We start from the raw sequence: 19,232 nt of genomic DNA, 5'->3' as shown, positions 1-19,232 counted from the left end.
AAAAGTGGGATTAGGCCGCCTGCATGATAAGTACTTCAATTAAATAGAGAAGTATTGGCATATAAAGATGAAGCACCACCAGAGTGAACAAATAAGATGTTATCCTCAGGCTTAAATGTGCCTTTTTTTATTAAATCAATGAGTCCCGCTGCCGCTTTACCCGTATATACCGGATCCAGCAATATCCCTTCTGTTCTTGCCATGAGTTTGACTGCTTCCACCATTTCAGGTGTAGGCAAAGCATAACCCGGCCCGACATACTCATCAAGACACGTAACAGCTTCACGAGGAATTGAATTTGGAATGCCGATATGTGTTAAAGTTTCTTTAACAAGCTGAAAAACTTTCTCTTCTTGTTCCGCTTTTCCTCTGCTTACGTTTATTCCAATTACTGATACTCCACTTTGATTGCCATGAAATCCTGCCACCAAGCCAGCATGCATTCCCCCACTGCCGCTTACACAAATTACTGCTTTCAAATTAATCCCTTGCTCAAAGGACTGTGCCAAGATCTCCTGAGCGCATGCAACATATCCGGTTGCACCAATGACGTTGGATCCACCAACCGGAATGATGTAAGGTCGGTGTCCTTTCCCTGTTACCTCTTTAGCCACTTTCTGCATTTCTTGCATTAAGTCCGCTCCATTAGGTACAACTATAATTTGGTCTGCCCCCAATAAATGATAGAGAAAATAGTTACCGTTAAAATCCGGCTCTGAATTTTTTGAAAGTCCCTCTTCCAACACAAGGATGCATTTCATTTTCTCTTTAACCGCAGCAGCCAGTGTCAAGCGGCAATGATTTGACTGAATGCCTCCACATGTAATCAACGTATCCGCGCCTTTTTCCAATGCATCGGCAACAAGGAATTCCAGTTTTCTTGTTTTATTTCCCCCAGCCGTCAAACCAAGCATATCATCACGTTTAACGTAAATGGATGGTCCACCAAGAACATCAGAAAAATGACCTAATTTCTCAATTGGTGTATATGTCGGTGTATATCTCTTTCTAGGAAATTGTGCTAAATTCATTTTAAAACTCCTCCTGTATCCTCTATGTAGTATATTAAAGAAAATATCAATCTGATGTATTCTTTTCTTTAGTATAAGCTTCGATTTCAATCATAGCATCTTTATGTAATCGAGCAACATGAATCTCACTTCTTGCATGGTAATCTGTAAAAAGAATCCCCATATACATCATTCATCACGGCAATGTGACCCATATCAACCGATGATAATAAAACAACTATGAGCTTCCTCTTACTCTATGACACCCTTGTTTCCCCAAAAGTATCAGGCAGTTCCCCAGTTCAGCATAGATGGGGACTTCCCTGATTTTATCCCCTGCCAATATGGACAGATAGCCTTGTGAGCGTCTTTAGTAATAATAGTTTCATCCATTCCATTGAATTGTATAAATAATCAAAAGTATGAAGCATTGAAATGACTTCAATCGGTTTAAGATAAAATAAATACACTTGTATATAATTGGATTTTAGAAAGGAGCACCATGGAAACCAATCACTATCATTTATTACAGATCAAATAGAACATTATTCTTCTTAGCCCTTAAGGGAGCAATATTTTTTGTTATCAAAAATGCGATCATTGAAGGGATATTGCCTGGGGACCGTTTAACGGAAGATGATATCGCCCAGCAATTCAATTGAAGCCGTACACCGGTTCGTGAAGCTTTGAGGAATTGGAACAGGAAAATTTGCTTCAGGTGAAACCTGGTATAGGGATGGTCATATCAAATGTGGATATTGAACTTTTACAGCAGGAATTGGAAATCAGGAAAATGCTCGAAAACTATTCGATATAAAAAGCTTGTGAAGGAATTACGGAAGAGGAATTTAAAAAACTGGAATGGGCAACGGATAAACTGCAACAGGCAATTAATAGTAATGAACGAATAGCGGCAAGCCGTGCGAACATTGAATTTCACCGCTTATTATATTCTTACTCGAGAAATAACTTTCTCCAAAGGACTACGGATTCATTATGGCTTTCTTTTCGAATTTCCTTTTTATCCGCCCGTAATGAAGATGTTACAATGGTTGATAAATCTTGGTATGAGGAACGAAACAACGAGCACTTACAGGTAATCCATGCCATTCGTGACAAAGATGCAGAAAAAGCAATAAAGGTCAATACGATCCATATCCAAATGATATTACCTAGATTACATAAAGCTTGTATCACAATAAAATTTAATAAATGGGTTCCTTTTTGTGTTTTTTAATAATATTAATATTATGAATTATTTTTCATTTCCCCATTTGTTGTTAAATTTTTCACTTTCATTCACTGTACAAGGCCATGGTTGAAGTCCCCTTCCCGACCATTGCCTTGTATGCTTTTTACGGTTTCGCTTCTAGTTAGTTAATCAGCTGATCAGGTAGGAAAATAGCCAGGTTTTCGATTGAATGACCGCTGGGGTTCTTATTCCTAATTATGTAAGTTCCATTTACCCAGACAATTCATCCGAACACCTTTTGATGATCATTGTTACCTGTTTACTCATCAAAACGTTCTAGCAATTCAATAATGACTTTATAGGTCGATGTTGTATCAATATAGGCATATCGGCCTTTTCCGTTAAAAAAGTTACCTGTCTGTATGACAGGATAGCCCATTTCTTCTAACGTCTTCATTTTAGCCTCCATGTCTTTAACGACAAAAGAGATATGGTGAACACCCTCACCATATGTTTCAAGATGGTCTTTCCACGTACTGGGTGATTCACCCGGCTCGATTAATTCAATTTGAATTAACGGCGTATCGATGAACATATATTTTGACTTACCTTCAGTGGGCTTCCCTTTGTAAATCACGTTTGTAATATCAGTTGAACCAGAATGGATGATTTGAGGTTTTTCAATCCCCAACAACTTACAATATGCTTCTGCAGCCGCATCGAGGTCTTTTACAACTAACGCAATCTGTTCCACTTTGTTAGTCCCTAATAGCGGCTGAACGCTAGCATCTTCTGGTCTTTCCCATTCCGTTTCTCTCGGCTCCGAACTTTCAAGCATTTCAATTAACGTTTTGTGATCATTTAGTGTATCCACATATACATATCGGCCGTCACTTGAAGTGAATTCTCCCGTTTGCAAAGCTGGGTATCCACTTTTCTCCATGATTGGCAGCCTTTTTTGGATAGAGTCTACATCAAAAGCAATATGGTGAATCCCTTCACCCACTTCATCCAGGAACTCACGCATCGTTCCTGGATTTTTATCGGGTTCTATTAGTTCAAATTGGACGGTTGGTGTATTCAGAAAAGCCAGTTTGGATTGTGATTCCGTTGGTACACCTCTAAAGGTGACTTTCGAAACAGAACTGTCACCAGTTAGAAACGGTTCTGCCTTCTTAATGCCCAGCAATCTTGTGAAAGCTAGATTAACAGCATCAATATCATTTACAACAAATGCGAGTTGATTAATAATCCTATTGCCCAATAGTGATTCAGCCATACCTATAAACCTTCTTCCGGTAGTTTATTTTGTTATGAACTCAACCTAATCCGCGAACTGACAATCCTCCATCACTGGAGATGACTTCGCCGGTGATGGCACGAGCAGCGTCAGATGCTAACAGGACATAAGCAGCTACATGATCTTCGGGCATCTGTGCAAGCTGAAGAGGGTTTCTTTTTTTAATGCTATTGGCCTTCGTTTCATTATCCACGATTTTAACGAATGGACGTAGGGGAGGAATGACCGATAATGCTGTCAGAGTGCCACCAGGCGCTACAGCATTCACCCTTATGTCAGGAGCAAGTTCAAAAGCAAGTTGGCGCATCAGCCCTATTTGGGCATGCTTGCTTGCTGTGTACCAAACCCCGCCGCCATCCGGATAGAAACTAGCACCGGATACGGTGAAAATAATATTGCCATTCGATTTTTGCAGTTCTTTAAGAGCGGCTTTAGCACCAAAGAAAGATCCTTTAACGTTAATATCGATCAGAAAATCAAATGCTTCTGAAAGTGCATCTGGCGTTACGTCGGCAAATTTTGCAAATCCATCAAAGACTCCTGCATTGGCAACGAAAACATCCAGCTTTCCAAATTGCTTGACAGTGGCCTGAACAGCCCTCTCATTGTCTTCATATTTACTTACATCACCTTGGTTAATGAGGATTTCTTCACCAAATTCCTCTTTCATTTTATTTAACGTTTCTATCGAGCGTCCGATAATGCTGACTTTTGCCCCTTCTTGTATAAAACGTCTAGTGACAGCCTCTCCTATACCTGAATTGCCTCCAGTAATCAACACTACTTTATCCTTTAACGCCATTGCCATTGTAACCAGCCTCCTTGTTATCTCTTTTTATTCAAGTCAATATTATACGAAGATAGCAAGATTTCTGGTATTTATCGTTGATTGATCAACAATGAATATCCGTTTTGAAAGTTTCCATTTACCTTCTTCGAAAATGAATTCATCATTTCGTTCCCCTGAAATCAAATCATGCTGAATATCCGTGCTGCGGCTCCGATAGATAAGCAGATAGCTCTTGACGACTGCCTTTTCACCTTCAACATAGTCTTTAACGCGTACATTTGAGACAAAACGCCGTGTTCTTGATGGCGGTATTTCCGCCCATGCATAATCCGTTTTCAAACGATCCACTCGCAGTTTCAGCAGCTCAATATCATCATTAAATGTAAACATTTCCGTTGAATAATCCGGGCGTTCCACCCCTTCTTTATTAACACGTACAGGCATTTGATAGCGTAAGCTCGAGTGCATTAAATCGAACCAATCATCAAATTCAATATCATCCAATAATTGAGCTTCATCATACAGCCACTGTTCAAATTCACATTTGAGCAACATTTTCTCCACATTCATTTCCGTTCCCCCCTCCCACTTATCATTTCGTCATCAACTCAAGCCAGTATTTGTAAAAATTCCTCTGGCTCGCTTCAGTGAATTTATCATCGTATGCAACACCAGGTCCTATAAAATCAACTGGTTCACGATGAAGACCCATTGTATAATTGTAGGTTAGATTCTTTAGGAAAGGCATTGGGCCTTGGGCTGCTTCAGTAATATCCGTAAAAACTTCCGTATCATCCTGTTCAAAAATACCGGATGGACTAAAAGTCAAGATAAATGAATCTCTTGATCTATCTTTCCAATCTTGGGAGGCGTTCTTTTCCACGAGCATCCAAGCGATCACTTCCATTTTATTGTGACCGATTGGCCGCCACATCCTTATTGAAGTGTTGGAGATGAATTGGTCTTTGATTTTTGTATGGGATATTAAAAATGATAAGTTAGGGAAGACATTCCCAATCATATTCTTTAAGTTTGATAACACTCCATATTGTTCTTCAGACAAATTAGTTTTAAATTCATCTTTCAATTCTTCCGGGAAAGCGAAGTCAGGATTAGGTGTCCCTAAGTTTAGTCCATGCCCGTTATCCGTATGGATTTGAAAACCGCGCTTTGAATAGGTAGCATTGGGCACCATGCCCAGTTTTGCAATGGATCCGTGTGTGACCATCGTATGATAGGAATCACCAACAAAGTTATCGGAACCAACTTTCCAGTTGGAATTAACAACGAATCTTTGCGGAACCCCGATCACTTCCATTTCTGCACGTCCTACAAGGATATCCAAATACCATTTAATGTCTCCAAGAAACTCTTCAAGTGGCTCTGCATCTTCATTCCAAGTTCCAAATAAAAGACCTTTATAGGATTCAAGCTTCACTTTGTGGAGTCCCATTTCCGAGCGGTCAAGGTTCCCCCCATATATGTCCTTTTGTAATGGCACTCCTACGAGCTCACCAGTGTTTTTAAAATTAAACCCATGGTAAGGGCACGTAAATAATGACTTGTTCCCTTTATCTGCACGGCATAGTTTCATTCCGCGATGGGTGCACATATTATAAAACGCCCTGATTTCCCCTTCAGCATCACGAGTTATGATGAGCGAGTAGCCAGCAAGTTCACGGGTCATGAAGTCTCCTTTGTTCGGTACTTCAGATTCATGACCGATAAAAACCCATGTTTTCAAAAACACTTTTTCATGTTCTATATCATAAACTTTCGGGTCTCCAAGGAGGTATGCAGGTATAACGCCTTCCTCTGGTTTAACCGTTTCGTTCAAATAGTTAACAACTTGCTGTTTCGACATTTCTTCTAAGGATTTTTCAGTTTTAAGCATACTTTTTCTCTCCCTTCCAAGCTTTACATCATAATGCATTACCCGATTTGAACGCTCTTTTCCTTATTTTGCAGAGTCGCCAAAACACTTAATGCCGCTAGATAACTCGTTTTCGGATTATTAGGCATCGGATCATTTTCCACTTCCAGTTTCAGTTTCCCGAACGAACCTGACGCTTCTATCAGGTGATTGTTTTTTAACACATTTGGATCGGCAATGATTTTCACTTTCGTCTTTTCTGATCCAAGACCAGCCATAGACAGCACAATCGCAACATTAATGTTTCTCGGAAACTGTTTTATCGCTTCCGCAGCAGATCCTTCAAATAATAACGTTTCTTCTGTCACTGAAGACCCTACGGGCAATGCGTTTGGCGGTTTTCTTGTGGTGATGCAAACAGATTCAAGGCCATTCACCGCTTTTGCCGATTTAAGTAAATCGAGACCTCCAATCGCACCAGACGGAAGGAGAATATTCACGTTATTCAATTTACAAATCTGGTTTGATTGTTCTTCAAAGGCAGAATTCGCCATAACGCCAATGCTGCTTAGCAAGAGATCCTTCCCGCTTTTAAGCACTTTCAATGCATACTCTTCAGCTGCTTCTATCGTTGCAGCCTCTATGACTAAATCTACATCGGATTCAAGAAGTTCGTCGACATCACCATATGACTGTGTCCTGAATTCTTCTGCTAGTTGTGAGGCAATTTCTTCACGGCGGGCATAAATCGCAACGATTCTCCCACCTGGAAGATGCCCGTCGTTATTAATGGCCTGAAGCAGAAATTTTCCGATATTACCGCACCCTATTAAACCTAACTTCATGTAGTTTCATCCTTCCTCAATCAGCAAACCCGTATGAGTCCGCAAAGAATTCCAACCCGCAATGTCTTGTTTCCCGAGAAACACCGCTTTCTTTTAAGCCAGGGAAATCCAGGGCCAAGTCGCTGAAAACGGTATGATTATTATGGAAAACAGCACCAGCTTCAAGACGATCTGCCATTTCGACAGCGATATCTTCATTCTCGGTCCAAACAGATGCACGCAGCGCAAACTCACTATCATTCGCTAATTTTACAGCTTCATCAATATCTTTGAAAGGTAAAATTGGAATGATGGGCCCGAATTGTTCCACTCGAACCAATTCGCTCTGCTGATTGACGCCAGTAATAATGGAAGGAAGCATATAATAACCTTTATCCCAAGTTTCCGGATTCAGCTGGATGCCGGTTGTGATTATATTTCCTCCTGACTTAGCGGTACGTTCGATCAAGCTATTCACAAAGTCATATTGTGCTTTATTATTCAATGGACCCATAGTTACATCAGGCTGAATGCCATCACCGATTACCATCCGGCTAAACTCTTTGGTCAGCTTCTCCACAACTTCATCATAACGTGATTCTTGGACATACACTCTTTTTACAGCAGAACAGACCTGACCCGCAGCTCGTAAAATCCCCATCCTCAAACGTTTGATAGCCGCTTCATCCATATTGGCATCTTCCAAAATGATGGCAGGATCATTGCCGCCAAGTTCCATATATACTTTTTGCAGATTTCCAGATGATTTCTGCATGATATCTTTCCCGGTTTCCGTACTTCCGACAAACGCCAATGTCCGTACGCGTGAATCGGTACATAGTGTGTCGCCGATTGCTTTTCCAGATCCTGAGACTATATTGATGACTCCTGGAGGGAAATGTTCGGCAACTACTTTTAAACAGGTCATGATCGTTAAGGGACAATTCGTTGCAGGTTTTACGACAACGGCATTGCCTGCCAAAACAGCAGGTATGACCCTTTTAAAGGTTAATATCATCGGAGAATTCCATGGTGTGATTATTGCCGTGACACCTCTTGCCCTTCTTCGGATTTGGACTTTTTGTTTTCCTGGGAGGACTTCAGGCTTCCACCAATCAAGTAACTCTGCTGCACAGCCCTTCATGACTTCAACACAGCGCAATAAATCCTTTTTAGCTTCAACAAGTGTTTTGCCATTTTCACGTACAAACACTGTAACATTTTCCTCGATAACTTTTGAAAGCTCTTCTGCCGCAGTATTCATACGGGTTGCCCGTTCCCCGATATCAGAGCGGGACCACGTATCAAAAGCATTTTCCGCCGCTTCAATTGCGTCATTCACGATTTCTTCAGAGCATTTTGCCACCTGGCCAACTACTTCCGATGTATTTGCCGGATTCACTACATCGACTTTTTCCGGTAATTCTCTCCATTCTCCATTAACTAGATATTTTCCTGAAACAAATGGGTATGTCGAAATCATTCTCAATCCTCCTTATAGTTTTTTTGGCTTGAATGCTTCTGCAGCTCCTGGCGGTCCGCCAAATGGCTTGGCCATTGGCCCCACAGCTTCCATATCAACAACGATCATTGAAGGTTTACGTCTTTCCTTAGCCTTTTTCAGTTCGGATATGAATTCATCTCCAGAACCAATACGCACCGCTTCAAAATGCATGGACTCAGCCAGTTTCACAAAATCAGGGCTCAATAAATCCACGGCTACCTGCCGGCCATATGCGGCTGTTTGAATATTGCGAAGAACCCCATAGCCTGAGTCATCGAATAATACGATAATAACTGGTAAGTTTTCTTCGGCTGCCGTAACCATTTCCCCGACGTTAACCATGAACCCACCATCTCCAGCCATAAGAACGACGGTTTTATCTTGACAACCCATTTGGGCACCGATTGCTGTTGGAAGACCTTGACCAATTCCTCCCCCTGATGCATGAATGGATGTTCTCGGTTCATAGATTTCAAATAAACGGCTGCCCCAAACGTTTGCCTGAACGGTTACATCACGGACTAGAATAGTATCGTCTGGTAATATATCCCTCATGCCATCCACAAATTGCTCATAAGGTCCAAGCGTTTCCCTGAGTTGGGCACGTACTTCATTTCTAAGCGAAAGAACTTCTTGTAAATAAGATGGCTCCGCATGAACTGAATGTTCTTCAAGCTTTTCAATGACGGCAGCAAGCATATCTTTTGCATCGCCAACTAATCCTAACGTGGCTTTATAGTTCCGGTTAATGGCCTGCCAATCCGCATCGATCGCTATATGTTCTTGTGGCACCGGTACTTTCCAGTTGGATGTTTCATTCCCCCTAAACCTAACACCTACGCTAATCAATAAATCTGCATTTCTTAAAAACTCTTTAGTTGTTTCATATGCCGCAAAATGTCCTATGCATTGTTCATGGTTTTCTGGAATCGAACCTTTTCCTGACTGACTGGTTATAACCGCTGCACCAAGGATTTCCGCTAATTTTTGCAGCTCTTGCGAAGCATTGGCACTGATGACTCCACCACCGGCCCATATCACAGGACGGCGTGCCCCCACTATTTTTTGCACAGCTTGTTCAGGAATGAATGGCAATGGATTTGTTTCAGATGTTGAAGCTCGTAGCCCTTCGAGTGAAAGATCTTCTATGATCGCCGATTGATAGTCGATGGGAATTTCCAATGTAACCGGGCCCGTTGGTGCAGTTAACGCTTCTTCGATTGCCTTCCTAACTACTGCTGCGGTTTGATCAGGGTTTCTAAGCCTCACTGCATTTTTACAAGCCCCGCTCATCATTGAAAGCTGGTCTTTACACTCATGTATGTATCCTTTGCCTGTACCAAGATAAGAAGAAGCCACCTCACCTGTAAGGTGAAGAAGGGGAACACCAGCTGCCCAAGCTTCCACCAAGGAACCAGCAGCATTTCCTGCCCCTGTTCCAGTACTGGTAATCACTACACCCAATTTCCCAGTGGCGCGGGCATATCCATCAGCCATGTTTACGGCACCGCTCTCACCGCGTGAACATATAAGTTTGATGCTCCCTTCTCTAAGAATTGCATCATAGATGGGCATATTGTGAATGCTGACAATCCCGAAAGCTGCTTCCACTCCTGCTTGAACAAGCTCCTTTACGATGGAATCGGCGGTCGTAAACTCTATTTCTTCTTTTATTTTCATCGCGTTATCCTACCTTTTTTAGTAATATATTTATAGTGCCTTTCCAATCGCTCCTGCCGTCTCAATCGTCGAACCCGCTACATAACTTGCTTTGTCTGAAGCAAGGAAAACAATGACACTGGCCACTTCTTCCGCTTCGCCTACGCGGCCGAGGGGGATATTCCGTTTTTTCGCAAGGTCCCCGTAATACTCTTCAGGGTCCATATCAGGCGCATTTTTCAATCTTCTTCGCTCCCATTGATCAGTCCGGATCAATCCAAGACTCACTGAATTGACCAATATATTGTCAAAGGCCAATTCCTGGGACAAGGTTTTGCTTAAATTAAGGAGGCCAGCCCTTGCTGCTGCAGTCGCTACCATATGACGTTCAGGTTCTTTAGCAAGCGTCGCATTAATATTAATAATCCGCCCTCCTCCCCTTTTCACTAAATGAGGATGCGAAGCACGAACTGCATATATGATGGCAAAGAACTTTAACTGAATCTGTTCTTCCCACTGCTCATCCGTTATGTCAAAAAAGTGACCCATCACGCTTTGACCGGCTGCATTCACCAATATATCGATTCCGCCAAACCTCTCAGCGGTACCATTAATGAAAGAATCCACATCCGATTTTGAGGTGACATCACATGTTGATGCAAAAATATCTGCCTTTTCACCAAATGAGAGTAATTGACTTTGTGCACTTTCCATACGCTCAGCGCTTCTGCCGCAAATAGCCACTTTCGCTCCTTCAGCTAAAAACATTTCTGCTGTTTTTAATCCCACGCCCGACGTGCCGCCCATAATGACAGCCACTTTTCCTTGCAATCCTAAATCCACTCTCTTCACTCCTTTTCAAAGCCATTTTCCTCAAATGCTGTCCTTTAATCTACAAGAAGCTAACTACGCGCAAGAATCATGGGAGGAAATCAAAATCCTCCTCATTTTTCCGCCATGACAGAACCATCTATATGAGAATCAACCCATCCTGGATCGGGATCTCCTCCCATTGCTTTGCGGGCTTCAGGTTTCGGCGGCCCTGCAATCCCCCACTGATCCATTAAATGCGGAACCCGTTTCCATACACGTGCTCTCCACTCAGATTCATCTTCGATCGTTTCCAGATAACATGTATACTCCATAACAAAACCGCCTGGGTCTTGAAAATAACAGAAAATATTGTCTCCAGGCCCATGACGTCCAGGTCCCCAAAGTTCTGACAAGCCCGCTTTTCGGACATTGCTTATTCCTCGCATCAGTTCATCCACGGAATCGACTTCGTATGCGATATGATTGACTGACGCATGCTCATCTTGATTGAAGGCAATGGAGTGATGCTTCCTGTTGCACCGCAGGAATGACATTTGGTGCTCACTCCAATCAGTAACTTTAAAACCGAGTACGTCCGTATAAAACTCAACGATCATATCTAAGTTCTTCGTGTTCATTACAACATGATTCAGTTTCACTGGATCGACATTTTTCTTGCTCCAAATAGACGTTTGCACTTCCACCCAAGCCGAGAGCTCAATCACGCGATTTTCCGGATCAATAAACCGCAGGCCATAACCTGCACCTGCTTCATCCAAATATCCAGGTGGTTCAATAATTCGAACGCCCTTCGATTGTAGAATCCCCGCTGCACGATCCACAGCATTTTTATCGACCATTCCAAAAGCTATATGGTGCAATCCTCGTTTTTCTCCCTTGTGAAGGCTTAAAATATGATGTTCCGGTCCAGCACCGCGGAAATAAACAGTATTCTCCTCTCCCGGAACATCCACTCTATCAAGTCCCCAAACCTTTTCATAAAACTCTGCTTGATCGTCGAAATTCGGAGTTATCATGCTTATATGTCGTAAATGAGTAATCCCAAGCATTTTTATACCTCCCATAATTTGGATTTACCTTTAGATAATTTGCATTGGCCATTATTTAACAATCTAATCGAAAAGGGCGCCTCATTAATTTTCATAATGCAGGTGCCCTTTTCGGCTAAATGATCAGTCTTTAATGATGGCTTCTCTTTCTTTAGAGCGTTGTTTACGCAGTTCTTCCAGTTCACTGCCTTCAGGATAAGTCGGTAAATTAGGCTTCACTGCCCCTAGCATCACGAGCATGCGTGCCTCTACATCCCCGTCATTCCTAATTCCGCGATAAACCCCAGGTGGGCTGCTGATGCAGTCTCTCGCACTTAATTTAATTTCATGCACTTCACTGTAGCTGTCCTCTTGAATTAGTGCCGTGACTTCACCCTCAAGAATGAAAAACACTTCTTCAACATCGTCGTGAAGATGCAAAGGACCGATACATCCCGGAGGAAGCACCATTGTACTTAAAGTGAAATGTTCACCTGCAATTACATTCGTATCGTTATTGGCAGTGGCACCACGTCCGATATATCTCATCTGTGCACGTCTATAAGCGGGATCAATTTCTTCTTGGAACTTCAAGACATTCCAATCAAGAGTACGGTCTTTCAATCGGGCAACATATTTTTTTTCAAAATCCTTCACTGAGAAAGCTTCTTTTGTCATTTTAAAATTCCTCCCTTATTTGTTGTTTCTAAACCCCAATATGTTTCATAAGCAAAACATTGTTTTGTCTATGAATTAAGTCTAAAATGAAACCGCTTCATTGTCAATGAGTTTTTAGAATATTTAAAACTATTTTTATAAACAGAACGCTCACCACTATGGGATAAACTTGTAACGATTTGCTTTTCTTAACACAAAAAAGTGTGGATTCCCTATTGGGAGATCCACACTTTCGAAAGAGGTTATTCACTTATTAATCGATTTTATATCGTTCAGACATCTTCGTGTTGATAAGGCTTTCCCCCGCTATATCCCATATAACCGGATAACTGCCGAGAAACTTCCAACAGTTTCGGCAAGGCAATTTTATCGATGAAATCCTCCTGGTAAGCAGATTCTGTTGCCACGACATTCAAGGCAGCCAATACTTTCCCAGTCCTGTCAAAAATCGGGGCGGCAACGGAACGGATGCCAGGGTGGAATTCTCCGCTTGTCATCGAATAACCATTTTGCCGAATCGATTCCAGCTGTTTTTGAAATTCCCCAGGGGCAGTTAGTGTTTTGTCTGTATAAGGAGTTAGGTTTGAGATTTTGAACATTTGCATTAGCATTTCTTTCGGTTGATATGCCAAAAGTAATTTTCCGTTGGCCAAAGCATGTGCCGGCAGCCGCAAACCTATGTTCACATTGACAGCGGATACACCTCTGATCGGGGCACTTCCAACATAAACAACTTCCTGTCCATCCAAAATGGACAAATGGCAGGAGGCTCCGATTTCATCACGTAAGGTCTCCATATAAGGTTGGACAATTTCCTGGAATTTCAAGCTATTCAAGTAGCTGAATCCCAATTCAAGAACTTTAGGAGTTAAACTATAACGTTTGGTATGTTCATCCTGAGACAAGTAACCAATATTTTGTAATGTGAATAATAAACGATATGGTACTGTTCTGCTTACTCCGAGTTGTTTTGCTATTTCTGAAAGAGACAAGCTCGGCTGTACTTCATTAAAGAGCTTAATGATTTCCAAGCCCCTAACCAATGAATTAGCACTATATTTCTCTTTCTCTTTTTCTTCGCTTGCCATTTGAGTATTCCCCCCGTTGTGAATAAATCTCATTTTCTCCTGACTATAACCCAAGCTTTCTTCATACCTAGAAAGAAGAACTTGCAGTATATGTACATTTTTTTCTGATCGTTCATTTGGTGAATGTTTTGATGCATACTTCAATTGTTGCCTGTTTTCTTTAGCTTCCTTAACACCCCTGGATCCTGCTGCAACTTAAATGGCCTATCTTCCCGTGTATAATGGAAAACCCGGAATTAGGAATCAATTTTTAAAATATGCTTGACTCACTATCAGGTCTGACCTGATTCAGTCACTACACAAGACACTGTCGGGACAGATATTGAAGATAGGATGTCCATTTGTTTTAAATTTGATATAGAGAAGGAAAATGACCAGTATCCTGACGTGAGCACTTGTGCTTCCCTAACTAGCCATAACATTTGGCGTCAGGAGTGCACTGCCCTCTGCTTTGCAAGTTCATCCGATCACATTTCGATGGATTGTAATCAAATCAGAAGTTTCCGTTTACTTTCCTTCATGTTAACAACAGCTGTCCAACGAGTCACATCAGATATAATCAACGCTTTCACCACTTCCGGAAAACGGCTAGTAAAAGCCAAGAGCGATACCCGAGCTGGTGTCACCGTGTTTCCCAACACTGCAGGATAACAATTGCAATTCCTGATAATGAATCAGGCAGTACTCTAATTGGCAACCATTTCTACCTTACAATCCTTTACTCTTCATGTATAAATAGAATAGTGTATATGTGTCAATTAAAGCATATTTACATATATAAAACTATTTGGAATGCTCAGCGTAATTGACGTATCGAAAGACCAGCTCTTTGTTACACAACCAAATATAACCAATTATAAAAGTAAAAACAAATAAATTTTAATACATCGATATTCTTTGCCAACAAAATTTTCCATATTAAGTATTTCATATATAAAACAATATAAATGAATTATAGATTTTCCTGATTTTAAATTCAATATCAACAAGTCAGAATTTTTAATAATTTGATAATAATTTGTTTTTTGGACACAAAGTATTAGATTACTTCCATTTTAAGTACTTGCTTGATGGAGTTCCTACTCAATAGGATGAAACAGAGTTCGCCTTTGGACTGAAAGCGCTTATAAGATTATTTATTCTAAAAATAGAAAATTGTCAAAATATTAAATTGACAATCAAATTATTTTAATTTATCGTTAAGAAAGTAAAACTTTGTTTTCCTTACAAAACACACTATTCCTTTTTTTCTATCAAAATTATAAAGAAAGGCGGGATTTAGCTCTTAAATGAATAATCAAAACTAGTACCTTTCTAAAGGAAAACCGTAAAACACTTATTCTCAAATATAAGTATTTTGCGGAATGCTAAAGAGCGATAAGGAGATGGTATTATGTTAAATGGGCAAAAAAGATGGTTGTATATTGCCGTTCCAATTTTTTTCTTTTGGTTTTTCGGACAAATTGATAAGGTTGGCATTTCCATCATTCAAACAGATCCAGAATTCTTGCATGCACTAGGTATGACAGGCGATGACAAAAATGCAAAGATCGGTCTTCTATCTTTTGTATTCACCATTGCTTATGGAGTTTCAAATCTTTTTTGGGGCTTCATCATTGATAAATTAGGTGCACGAAAAACAGCCATCGCCGGTTTATTCGTTTGGACACTCACGATGATTATGTCAGGCCTGGCAAATTCATATGAAATATTTTTAATTAGCAGGATAATTCTTGGTTTTGGTGAAGGGATGATGATTCCGGTTTCCGGAAAGCTCATTTCTAACTGGTTTCATAAACGCGAATTGGGTAGGGCCCAGGCATCTTGGCTCACCGGAAACTATTTAGGACCGGCAATGGGAGCCGTAGTTTTGGTGCTCGTGATATCTTTACTCCACTGGCAAGCAGCTTTCTTTATGCTTGCAGCTTTCAACTTATTTATAAATATCCCGATGTTCATCTTTATGACGAGGAATACACCAGAAGAGCATCCCCGTATAAGTAAGGAGGAATTGGCTTTCATTCGCCAAACGGATGATGAAATGAAAGAAACCGCCCCCTCCGAGAACAAGAAGAGTTTCGCACAAGATTATCGTTTCTGGATCGTTTGGTTCGGCATGCTCGTATGCTCCTTCTTATTTTTCGGAATCAGCATTTGGCTTCCTACATACCTCATTGAAGCAAAAGGATTCGAAAAGGAAGGAATGTCGAGCATTACTTCTCTTTCCTGGCTATTCGCTCTAGGATTTGTCTTGGCATGCGGTTTTCTGGCTGACAAAACCAGACGTCCAAGTTTGATGGCCACGATTCTATTTTCATTGACGGCTGTCTTTTTGACGGTAGCTGTCTTCATCCCGAATCCTATTTTGGCCGGACTATGTATGGGACTGGCAATGGGATGTCAAGGCGGTGTGTTCCATCTAAGTAATATGCTCATGGTAAAATACTCAACACCTGAAACAGCAGGACGAGCCGCTGGTCTAATTGGATTCACGAATATCATGGGCGGCTTTTCGAGCTATATCATGGGATGGCTTCGTGACTTGTCCGGCGGGGACTTCAGTTCATCGATCGCCATGCTGATTTTTACAGCCTTCTTAGGCTTGGCAGCTTATTTATTCTCCATTAAGAGAGAATCCGCAGAACTGCGCTTATCACCTTTACCTGTACAAAAGATACAAGCATGAAGTCGTTGCAAAATCAGTTTTATGACCTAAATCAACAAAAAAACCCTTGAATTATCAAGGGCTTTTTTGTGCCTAAAATCAAGTCGGTACAATATCGTTCTTTTTGCATTTCCCGATAAAATTTTCCACCGCTTATTCCGAATCAATCCTTTATTTGTATAAATATGTCGATAGTTAAAATATTCAAAAAATGATATTTTTTTGAATACCCATGTTATATTGTTAATGGAAAAAAATACTTGTCAAGTAAGGTGAGTGTGTGAATATAGAAGTTTTAATTCTCCATTATATTCAGGAAAAACGTCAAAAGCCTAACCATGCCAATGAATTATTGGATTATATTCAGAATGAATATGTAAACGGCAAGCTGTCAATCTTGCAATATAAAAGTCTCTGTCAGGACTTATATCTTCGAGGAGCCAAACAAACGTCACCCGGATGAAACTACACCCTTGTCAATAGTAAAAATAACTACGATTTTGAATGAATTTTATTACTATTTTTTCTGCAACGACCTATCTTTAAGAGTACAGCCGGTCCTTTTCTTCCTCCCCAGTATGTTCATAACTAAATAAAAGCCTCCGTGATTTGTCACAACAAGACAGTTCACGGAGGTAAATGCTACATAATCAGGTTTTGCAAAAATTTTCTTTAATTATATGAATATATCGAAAATTAAAACCAAACCGAATGCCACGAAGGAAAGTAATGTTTCCATCACTGTCCATGTTTTGAAAGTTTCTTTAACGGTTAATCCCATGTATTCTTTTACTAACCAGAAACCGGCGTCGTTAACATGGGAAAACATAAGTGAGCCTGCTCCCGTGGCAATAACGAGCAATTCTAGATTAACACCCGTCATATTGGCAACGACCGGTGAAACGATCCCTGCCGCCGTGGTCAAAGCGACGGTTGCAGAACCTGTGGCAACCCGGATTAATCCGGCCACAAGGAATGCAAGAACGATTGGGGACAAAGAAATTTCCTCAGACATGGAAGCGATTGCAGTCCCTACGCCACTATCAATTAAAATTTGTTTGAAGCCTCCGCCAGCACCGATAATAAGGATTATGGAAGCTAATGGCAATAAGCATTCTTCCGTCAACTTTTTAATTAGCGATTTGTCCATTCCCTGTCTGTAGCCCAAGAAATAGTAAGCTGCAAAACAGGAGATTAATAGGGCGATCACTGGACTTCCGATAAACAATAAAATTTTTTCAATGGAACCCGGTATCGGCAGATAAGGCGCCACTAAAGTTAAAACCATCAACAATACCGGCAATAGGATGATGAAGAACGAAACTCCAGTGCCTGGTAATCCACTTGTCTTTGTTTCCACCCGGATCAATTCCGGTTCTCCGACAGGAATAACCCGTTTATGAATCCATTTTGCGAATAGTGGTCCCGCAATAACAGCAGTCGGGAATGCAATGATCAATGAGTACAGAAGTACTTGTCCCATGTTAGCATTATAGATTCCAATAGCTGTCATGGCTCCAGGATGTGGAGGTACCAGCCCATGTACGATCGATAAGCCAGCAAGTACTGGAATACCAATTAACAAGATGTTCACTTTGGTAGATTTCCGAATGGAAATGACCAAAGGAAGCAATATTACTAAACCAACCTCGAAAAATACCGGAATGCCAATGATGAAACCAGATAAGAGCATGGCCCATGGCAGTTTTTTCACACCGAATTTATTAATGAAAAAGTCAGCAACCTGCATACCAGCTCCAGAGTCGGACATCATCTTTCCTAAGATGGTACCCAATGCCAATATTCCAATAAGGTGACCAAGGACCGCTCCGACACCCGTTTCATAAGCCCCAACAATCTTGTCCATTGGCAGTCCGGAAAAAACCGCTAAAAATAAACTGGCTACAGTCAAGCTAATGAATGCATGCCATTTCCACCATGATACCCCCAAAATAACTATTACGATTGCTATCAGCGTGATTCCTAATAAATATAGATCCATATGTTCTCCCCATTCCCAAGAAATCGCTTACAATCAAACCAACCAATACAATAAATAGGATTATTGTACCGGCTCGTTATATGTCACAATGTAGTTCTGTTTAACCGTGTTGTAATATCCTTCACTGTATTCCATAACATTTCCGTCCCCATCACTGGAAATCCGAATCCTCTTTAGTACTGGACTATTGTTTTCGATTTTCAGTGTTTCGCAAATGTGATCCGGAGCGATAGCAACGGCAAACTCATCTCTGAAAATTTCAAGTTTGACGTTTTGATCTTCCAAAAAGCGGTACAAAGAATTGATCTGGACCTCTTCTATTTCTTCTTGGTTTAAATCCAGTGAAACATAATGTGTAAAGTAAATATAAGGCTCATTGTCCAATAAATATATCCGTTCAATACTTAAGCAATGGTCACCAAATAAAGAATGCAGCTTAGAGTCTGAAGAAAGGTCAACATGACTTATGTTTAACACCTTTTTTAAAATGGAGTGCCCTTCCTCCACCAAAAGCTCTGTGAAACGCTTTCCTTTGGAAAGTTTGACAATCGAACCATTAGCTATGACTCTAGTGCCTTTGCCGCTTTTCTTTTCAACATACCCCTCTTGAACGAGTTCTTTGATTGCATTACGGACAGTGACCTTACTTACGTTAAATTCTTCTTCCAAAAGAGGCTCAGAGGGAATGTTTGTGTCGATGGCATAAACCCCATGTAAAATACGATCCTTTAATATTTCTTTTATCTGTAAATACATCGGTCCATTTTTTCTGTTCACATTCATTC

At 40.9% G+C, this 19,232-nt stretch carries 18 protein-coding genes; 4 read left to right on the top strand and 14 right to left on the bottom strand.

From position 1 onward, the window contains the following. Window positions 1-35: 35 nt before the first annotated feature. A complete protein-coding gene (gene cuyA / locus ACYP5M_RS02800) occupies window positions 36-1,031 on the bottom strand; it encodes a D-cysteate sulfo-lyase (RefSeq protein ID WP_434169479.1) in 996 nt (331 codons plus the stop codon). 673 nt (window positions 1,032-1,704) lie between these two features. On the opposite strand from cuyA, the gene ACYP5M_RS02795 reads away from it, so the two are divergent. Both ACYP5M_RS02795 and ACYP5M_RS02790 read left to right on the top strand, forming a co-directional pair. Then, the gene (locus ACYP5M_RS02795) at window positions 1,705-1,827 is read left to right on the top strand and encodes a hypothetical protein (RefSeq protein ID WP_434169478.1); all 123 of its coding nucleotides are present in this window, start codon (window positions 1,705-1,707) and stop codon (window positions 1,825-1,827) included. 15 nt (window positions 1,828-1,842) lie between these two features. After that, entirely contained in the window at window positions 1,843-2,247 is a 405-nt protein-coding gene (locus tag ACYP5M_RS02790) for an FCD domain-containing protein (RefSeq protein ID WP_363320583.1), read from the top strand. Window positions 2,248-2,521: 274 nt separating this feature from the next. Here the strand turns inward: ACYP5M_RS02790 and ACYP5M_RS02785 are convergent, their stop codons facing one another. The 11 genes from ACYP5M_RS02785 to ACYP5M_RS02735 form a co-directional block, all read right to left on the bottom strand. After that, window positions 2,522-3,481, bottom strand: a complete 960-nt coding sequence (locus ACYP5M_RS02785) for a VOC family protein (protein WP_434169477.1) — start codon at window positions 3,479-3,481, stop codon at window positions 2,522-2,524. 40 nt (window positions 3,482-3,521) lie between these two features. Next, window positions 3,522-4,310, bottom strand: coding sequence for an SDR family NAD(P)-dependent oxidoreductase (locus tag ACYP5M_RS02780; RefSeq protein ID WP_230176370.1), 789 nt, complete (start codon window positions 4,308-4,310; stop codon window positions 3,522-3,524). 42 nt (window positions 4,311-4,352) lie between these two features. Continuing rightward, window positions 4,353-4,862, bottom strand: coding sequence for an aromatic-ring-hydroxylating dioxygenase subunit beta (locus tag ACYP5M_RS02775; protein WP_076371322.1), 510 nt, complete (start codon window positions 4,860-4,862; stop codon window positions 4,353-4,355). A gap of 22 nt (window positions 4,863-4,884) precedes the next feature. Beyond that, window positions 4,885-6,186, bottom strand: coding sequence for an aromatic ring-hydroxylating oxygenase subunit alpha (locus tag ACYP5M_RS02770; RefSeq protein ID WP_230176371.1), 1,302 nt, complete (start codon window positions 6,184-6,186; stop codon window positions 4,885-4,887). Between the two features lie 38 nt (window positions 6,187-6,224). Continuing rightward, window positions 6,225-7,010: an aspartate dehydrogenase gene (nadX, locus tag ACYP5M_RS02765; RefSeq protein ID WP_452445137.1), complete on the bottom strand. Its 786-nt coding sequence runs from the start codon at window positions 7,008-7,010 to the stop codon at window positions 6,225-6,227. A gap of 16 nt (window positions 7,011-7,026) precedes the next feature. Then, window positions 7,027-8,472: an aldehyde dehydrogenase family protein gene (locus tag ACYP5M_RS02760; protein WP_101221935.1), complete on the bottom strand. Its 1,446-nt coding sequence runs from the start codon at window positions 8,470-8,472 to the stop codon at window positions 7,027-7,029. A gap of 12 nt (window positions 8,473-8,484) precedes the next feature. Next, on the bottom strand, window positions 8,485-10,173 hold the full coding sequence (locus ACYP5M_RS02755) for a thiamine pyrophosphate-binding protein (RefSeq protein WP_434169475.1): 1,689 nt from the start codon (window positions 10,171-10,173) through the stop codon (window positions 8,485-8,487). Between the two features lie 30 nt (window positions 10,174-10,203). Further along, window positions 10,204-10,995, bottom strand: coding sequence for an SDR family oxidoreductase (locus ACYP5M_RS02750; RefSeq protein WP_101221933.1), 792 nt, complete (start codon window positions 10,993-10,995; stop codon window positions 10,204-10,206). 101 nt (window positions 10,996-11,096) lie between these two features. Further along, on the bottom strand, window positions 11,097-12,035 hold the full coding sequence (locus ACYP5M_RS02745) for a VOC family protein (protein ID WP_434169474.1): 939 nt from the start codon (window positions 12,033-12,035) through the stop codon (window positions 11,097-11,099). Between the two features lie 123 nt (window positions 12,036-12,158). Next, a complete protein-coding gene (locus ACYP5M_RS02740) occupies window positions 12,159-12,692 on the bottom strand; it encodes a cupin domain-containing protein (RefSeq protein WP_260357540.1) in 534 nt (177 codons plus the stop codon). A 272-nt stretch (window positions 12,693-12,964) separates the two neighbouring features. Continuing rightward, the gene (locus ACYP5M_RS02735) at window positions 12,965-13,780 is read right to left on the bottom strand and encodes an IclR family transcriptional regulator (protein ID WP_452445136.1); all 816 of its coding nucleotides are present in this window, start codon (window positions 13,778-13,780) and stop codon (window positions 12,965-12,967) included. A 1,393-nt stretch (window positions 13,781-15,173) separates the two neighbouring features. Between ACYP5M_RS02735 and ACYP5M_RS02730 the strand changes: the two genes are divergently transcribed. Next, a complete protein-coding gene (locus ACYP5M_RS02730) occupies window positions 15,174-16,466 on the top strand; it encodes an MFS transporter (protein ID WP_452445135.1) in 1,293 nt (430 codons plus the stop codon). 259 nt (window positions 16,467-16,725) lie between these two features. After that, on the top strand, window positions 16,726-16,908 hold the full coding sequence (gene yppF, locus ACYP5M_RS02725) for a YppF family protein (RefSeq protein ID WP_101221929.1): 183 nt from the start codon (window positions 16,726-16,728) through the stop codon (window positions 16,906-16,908). Window positions 16,909-17,121: 213 nt separating this feature from the next. On the opposite strand, the gene ACYP5M_RS02720 is transcribed toward yppF, so the two are convergent. Together ACYP5M_RS02720 and ACYP5M_RS02715 are read right to left on the bottom strand one after the other, a co-directional pair. Continuing rightward, complete coding sequence (locus ACYP5M_RS02720; protein WP_101221928.1) at window positions 17,122-18,447, bottom strand: GntT/GntP/DsdX family permease; 1,326 nt, start codon at window positions 18,445-18,447, stop codon at window positions 17,122-17,124. Between the two features lie 60 nt (window positions 18,448-18,507). After that, a complete protein-coding gene (locus ACYP5M_RS02715) occupies window positions 18,508-19,230 on the bottom strand; it encodes a GntR family transcriptional regulator (RefSeq protein WP_452445134.1) in 723 nt (240 codons plus the stop codon). Window positions 19,231-19,232 lie beyond the last annotated feature (2 nt).

The organism is Peribacillus sp. N1, assembly GCF_054600815.1.
Note: the sequence above shows the minus strand (reverse complement) of the source record. Positions and strands in the feature narration are given on the sequence as shown.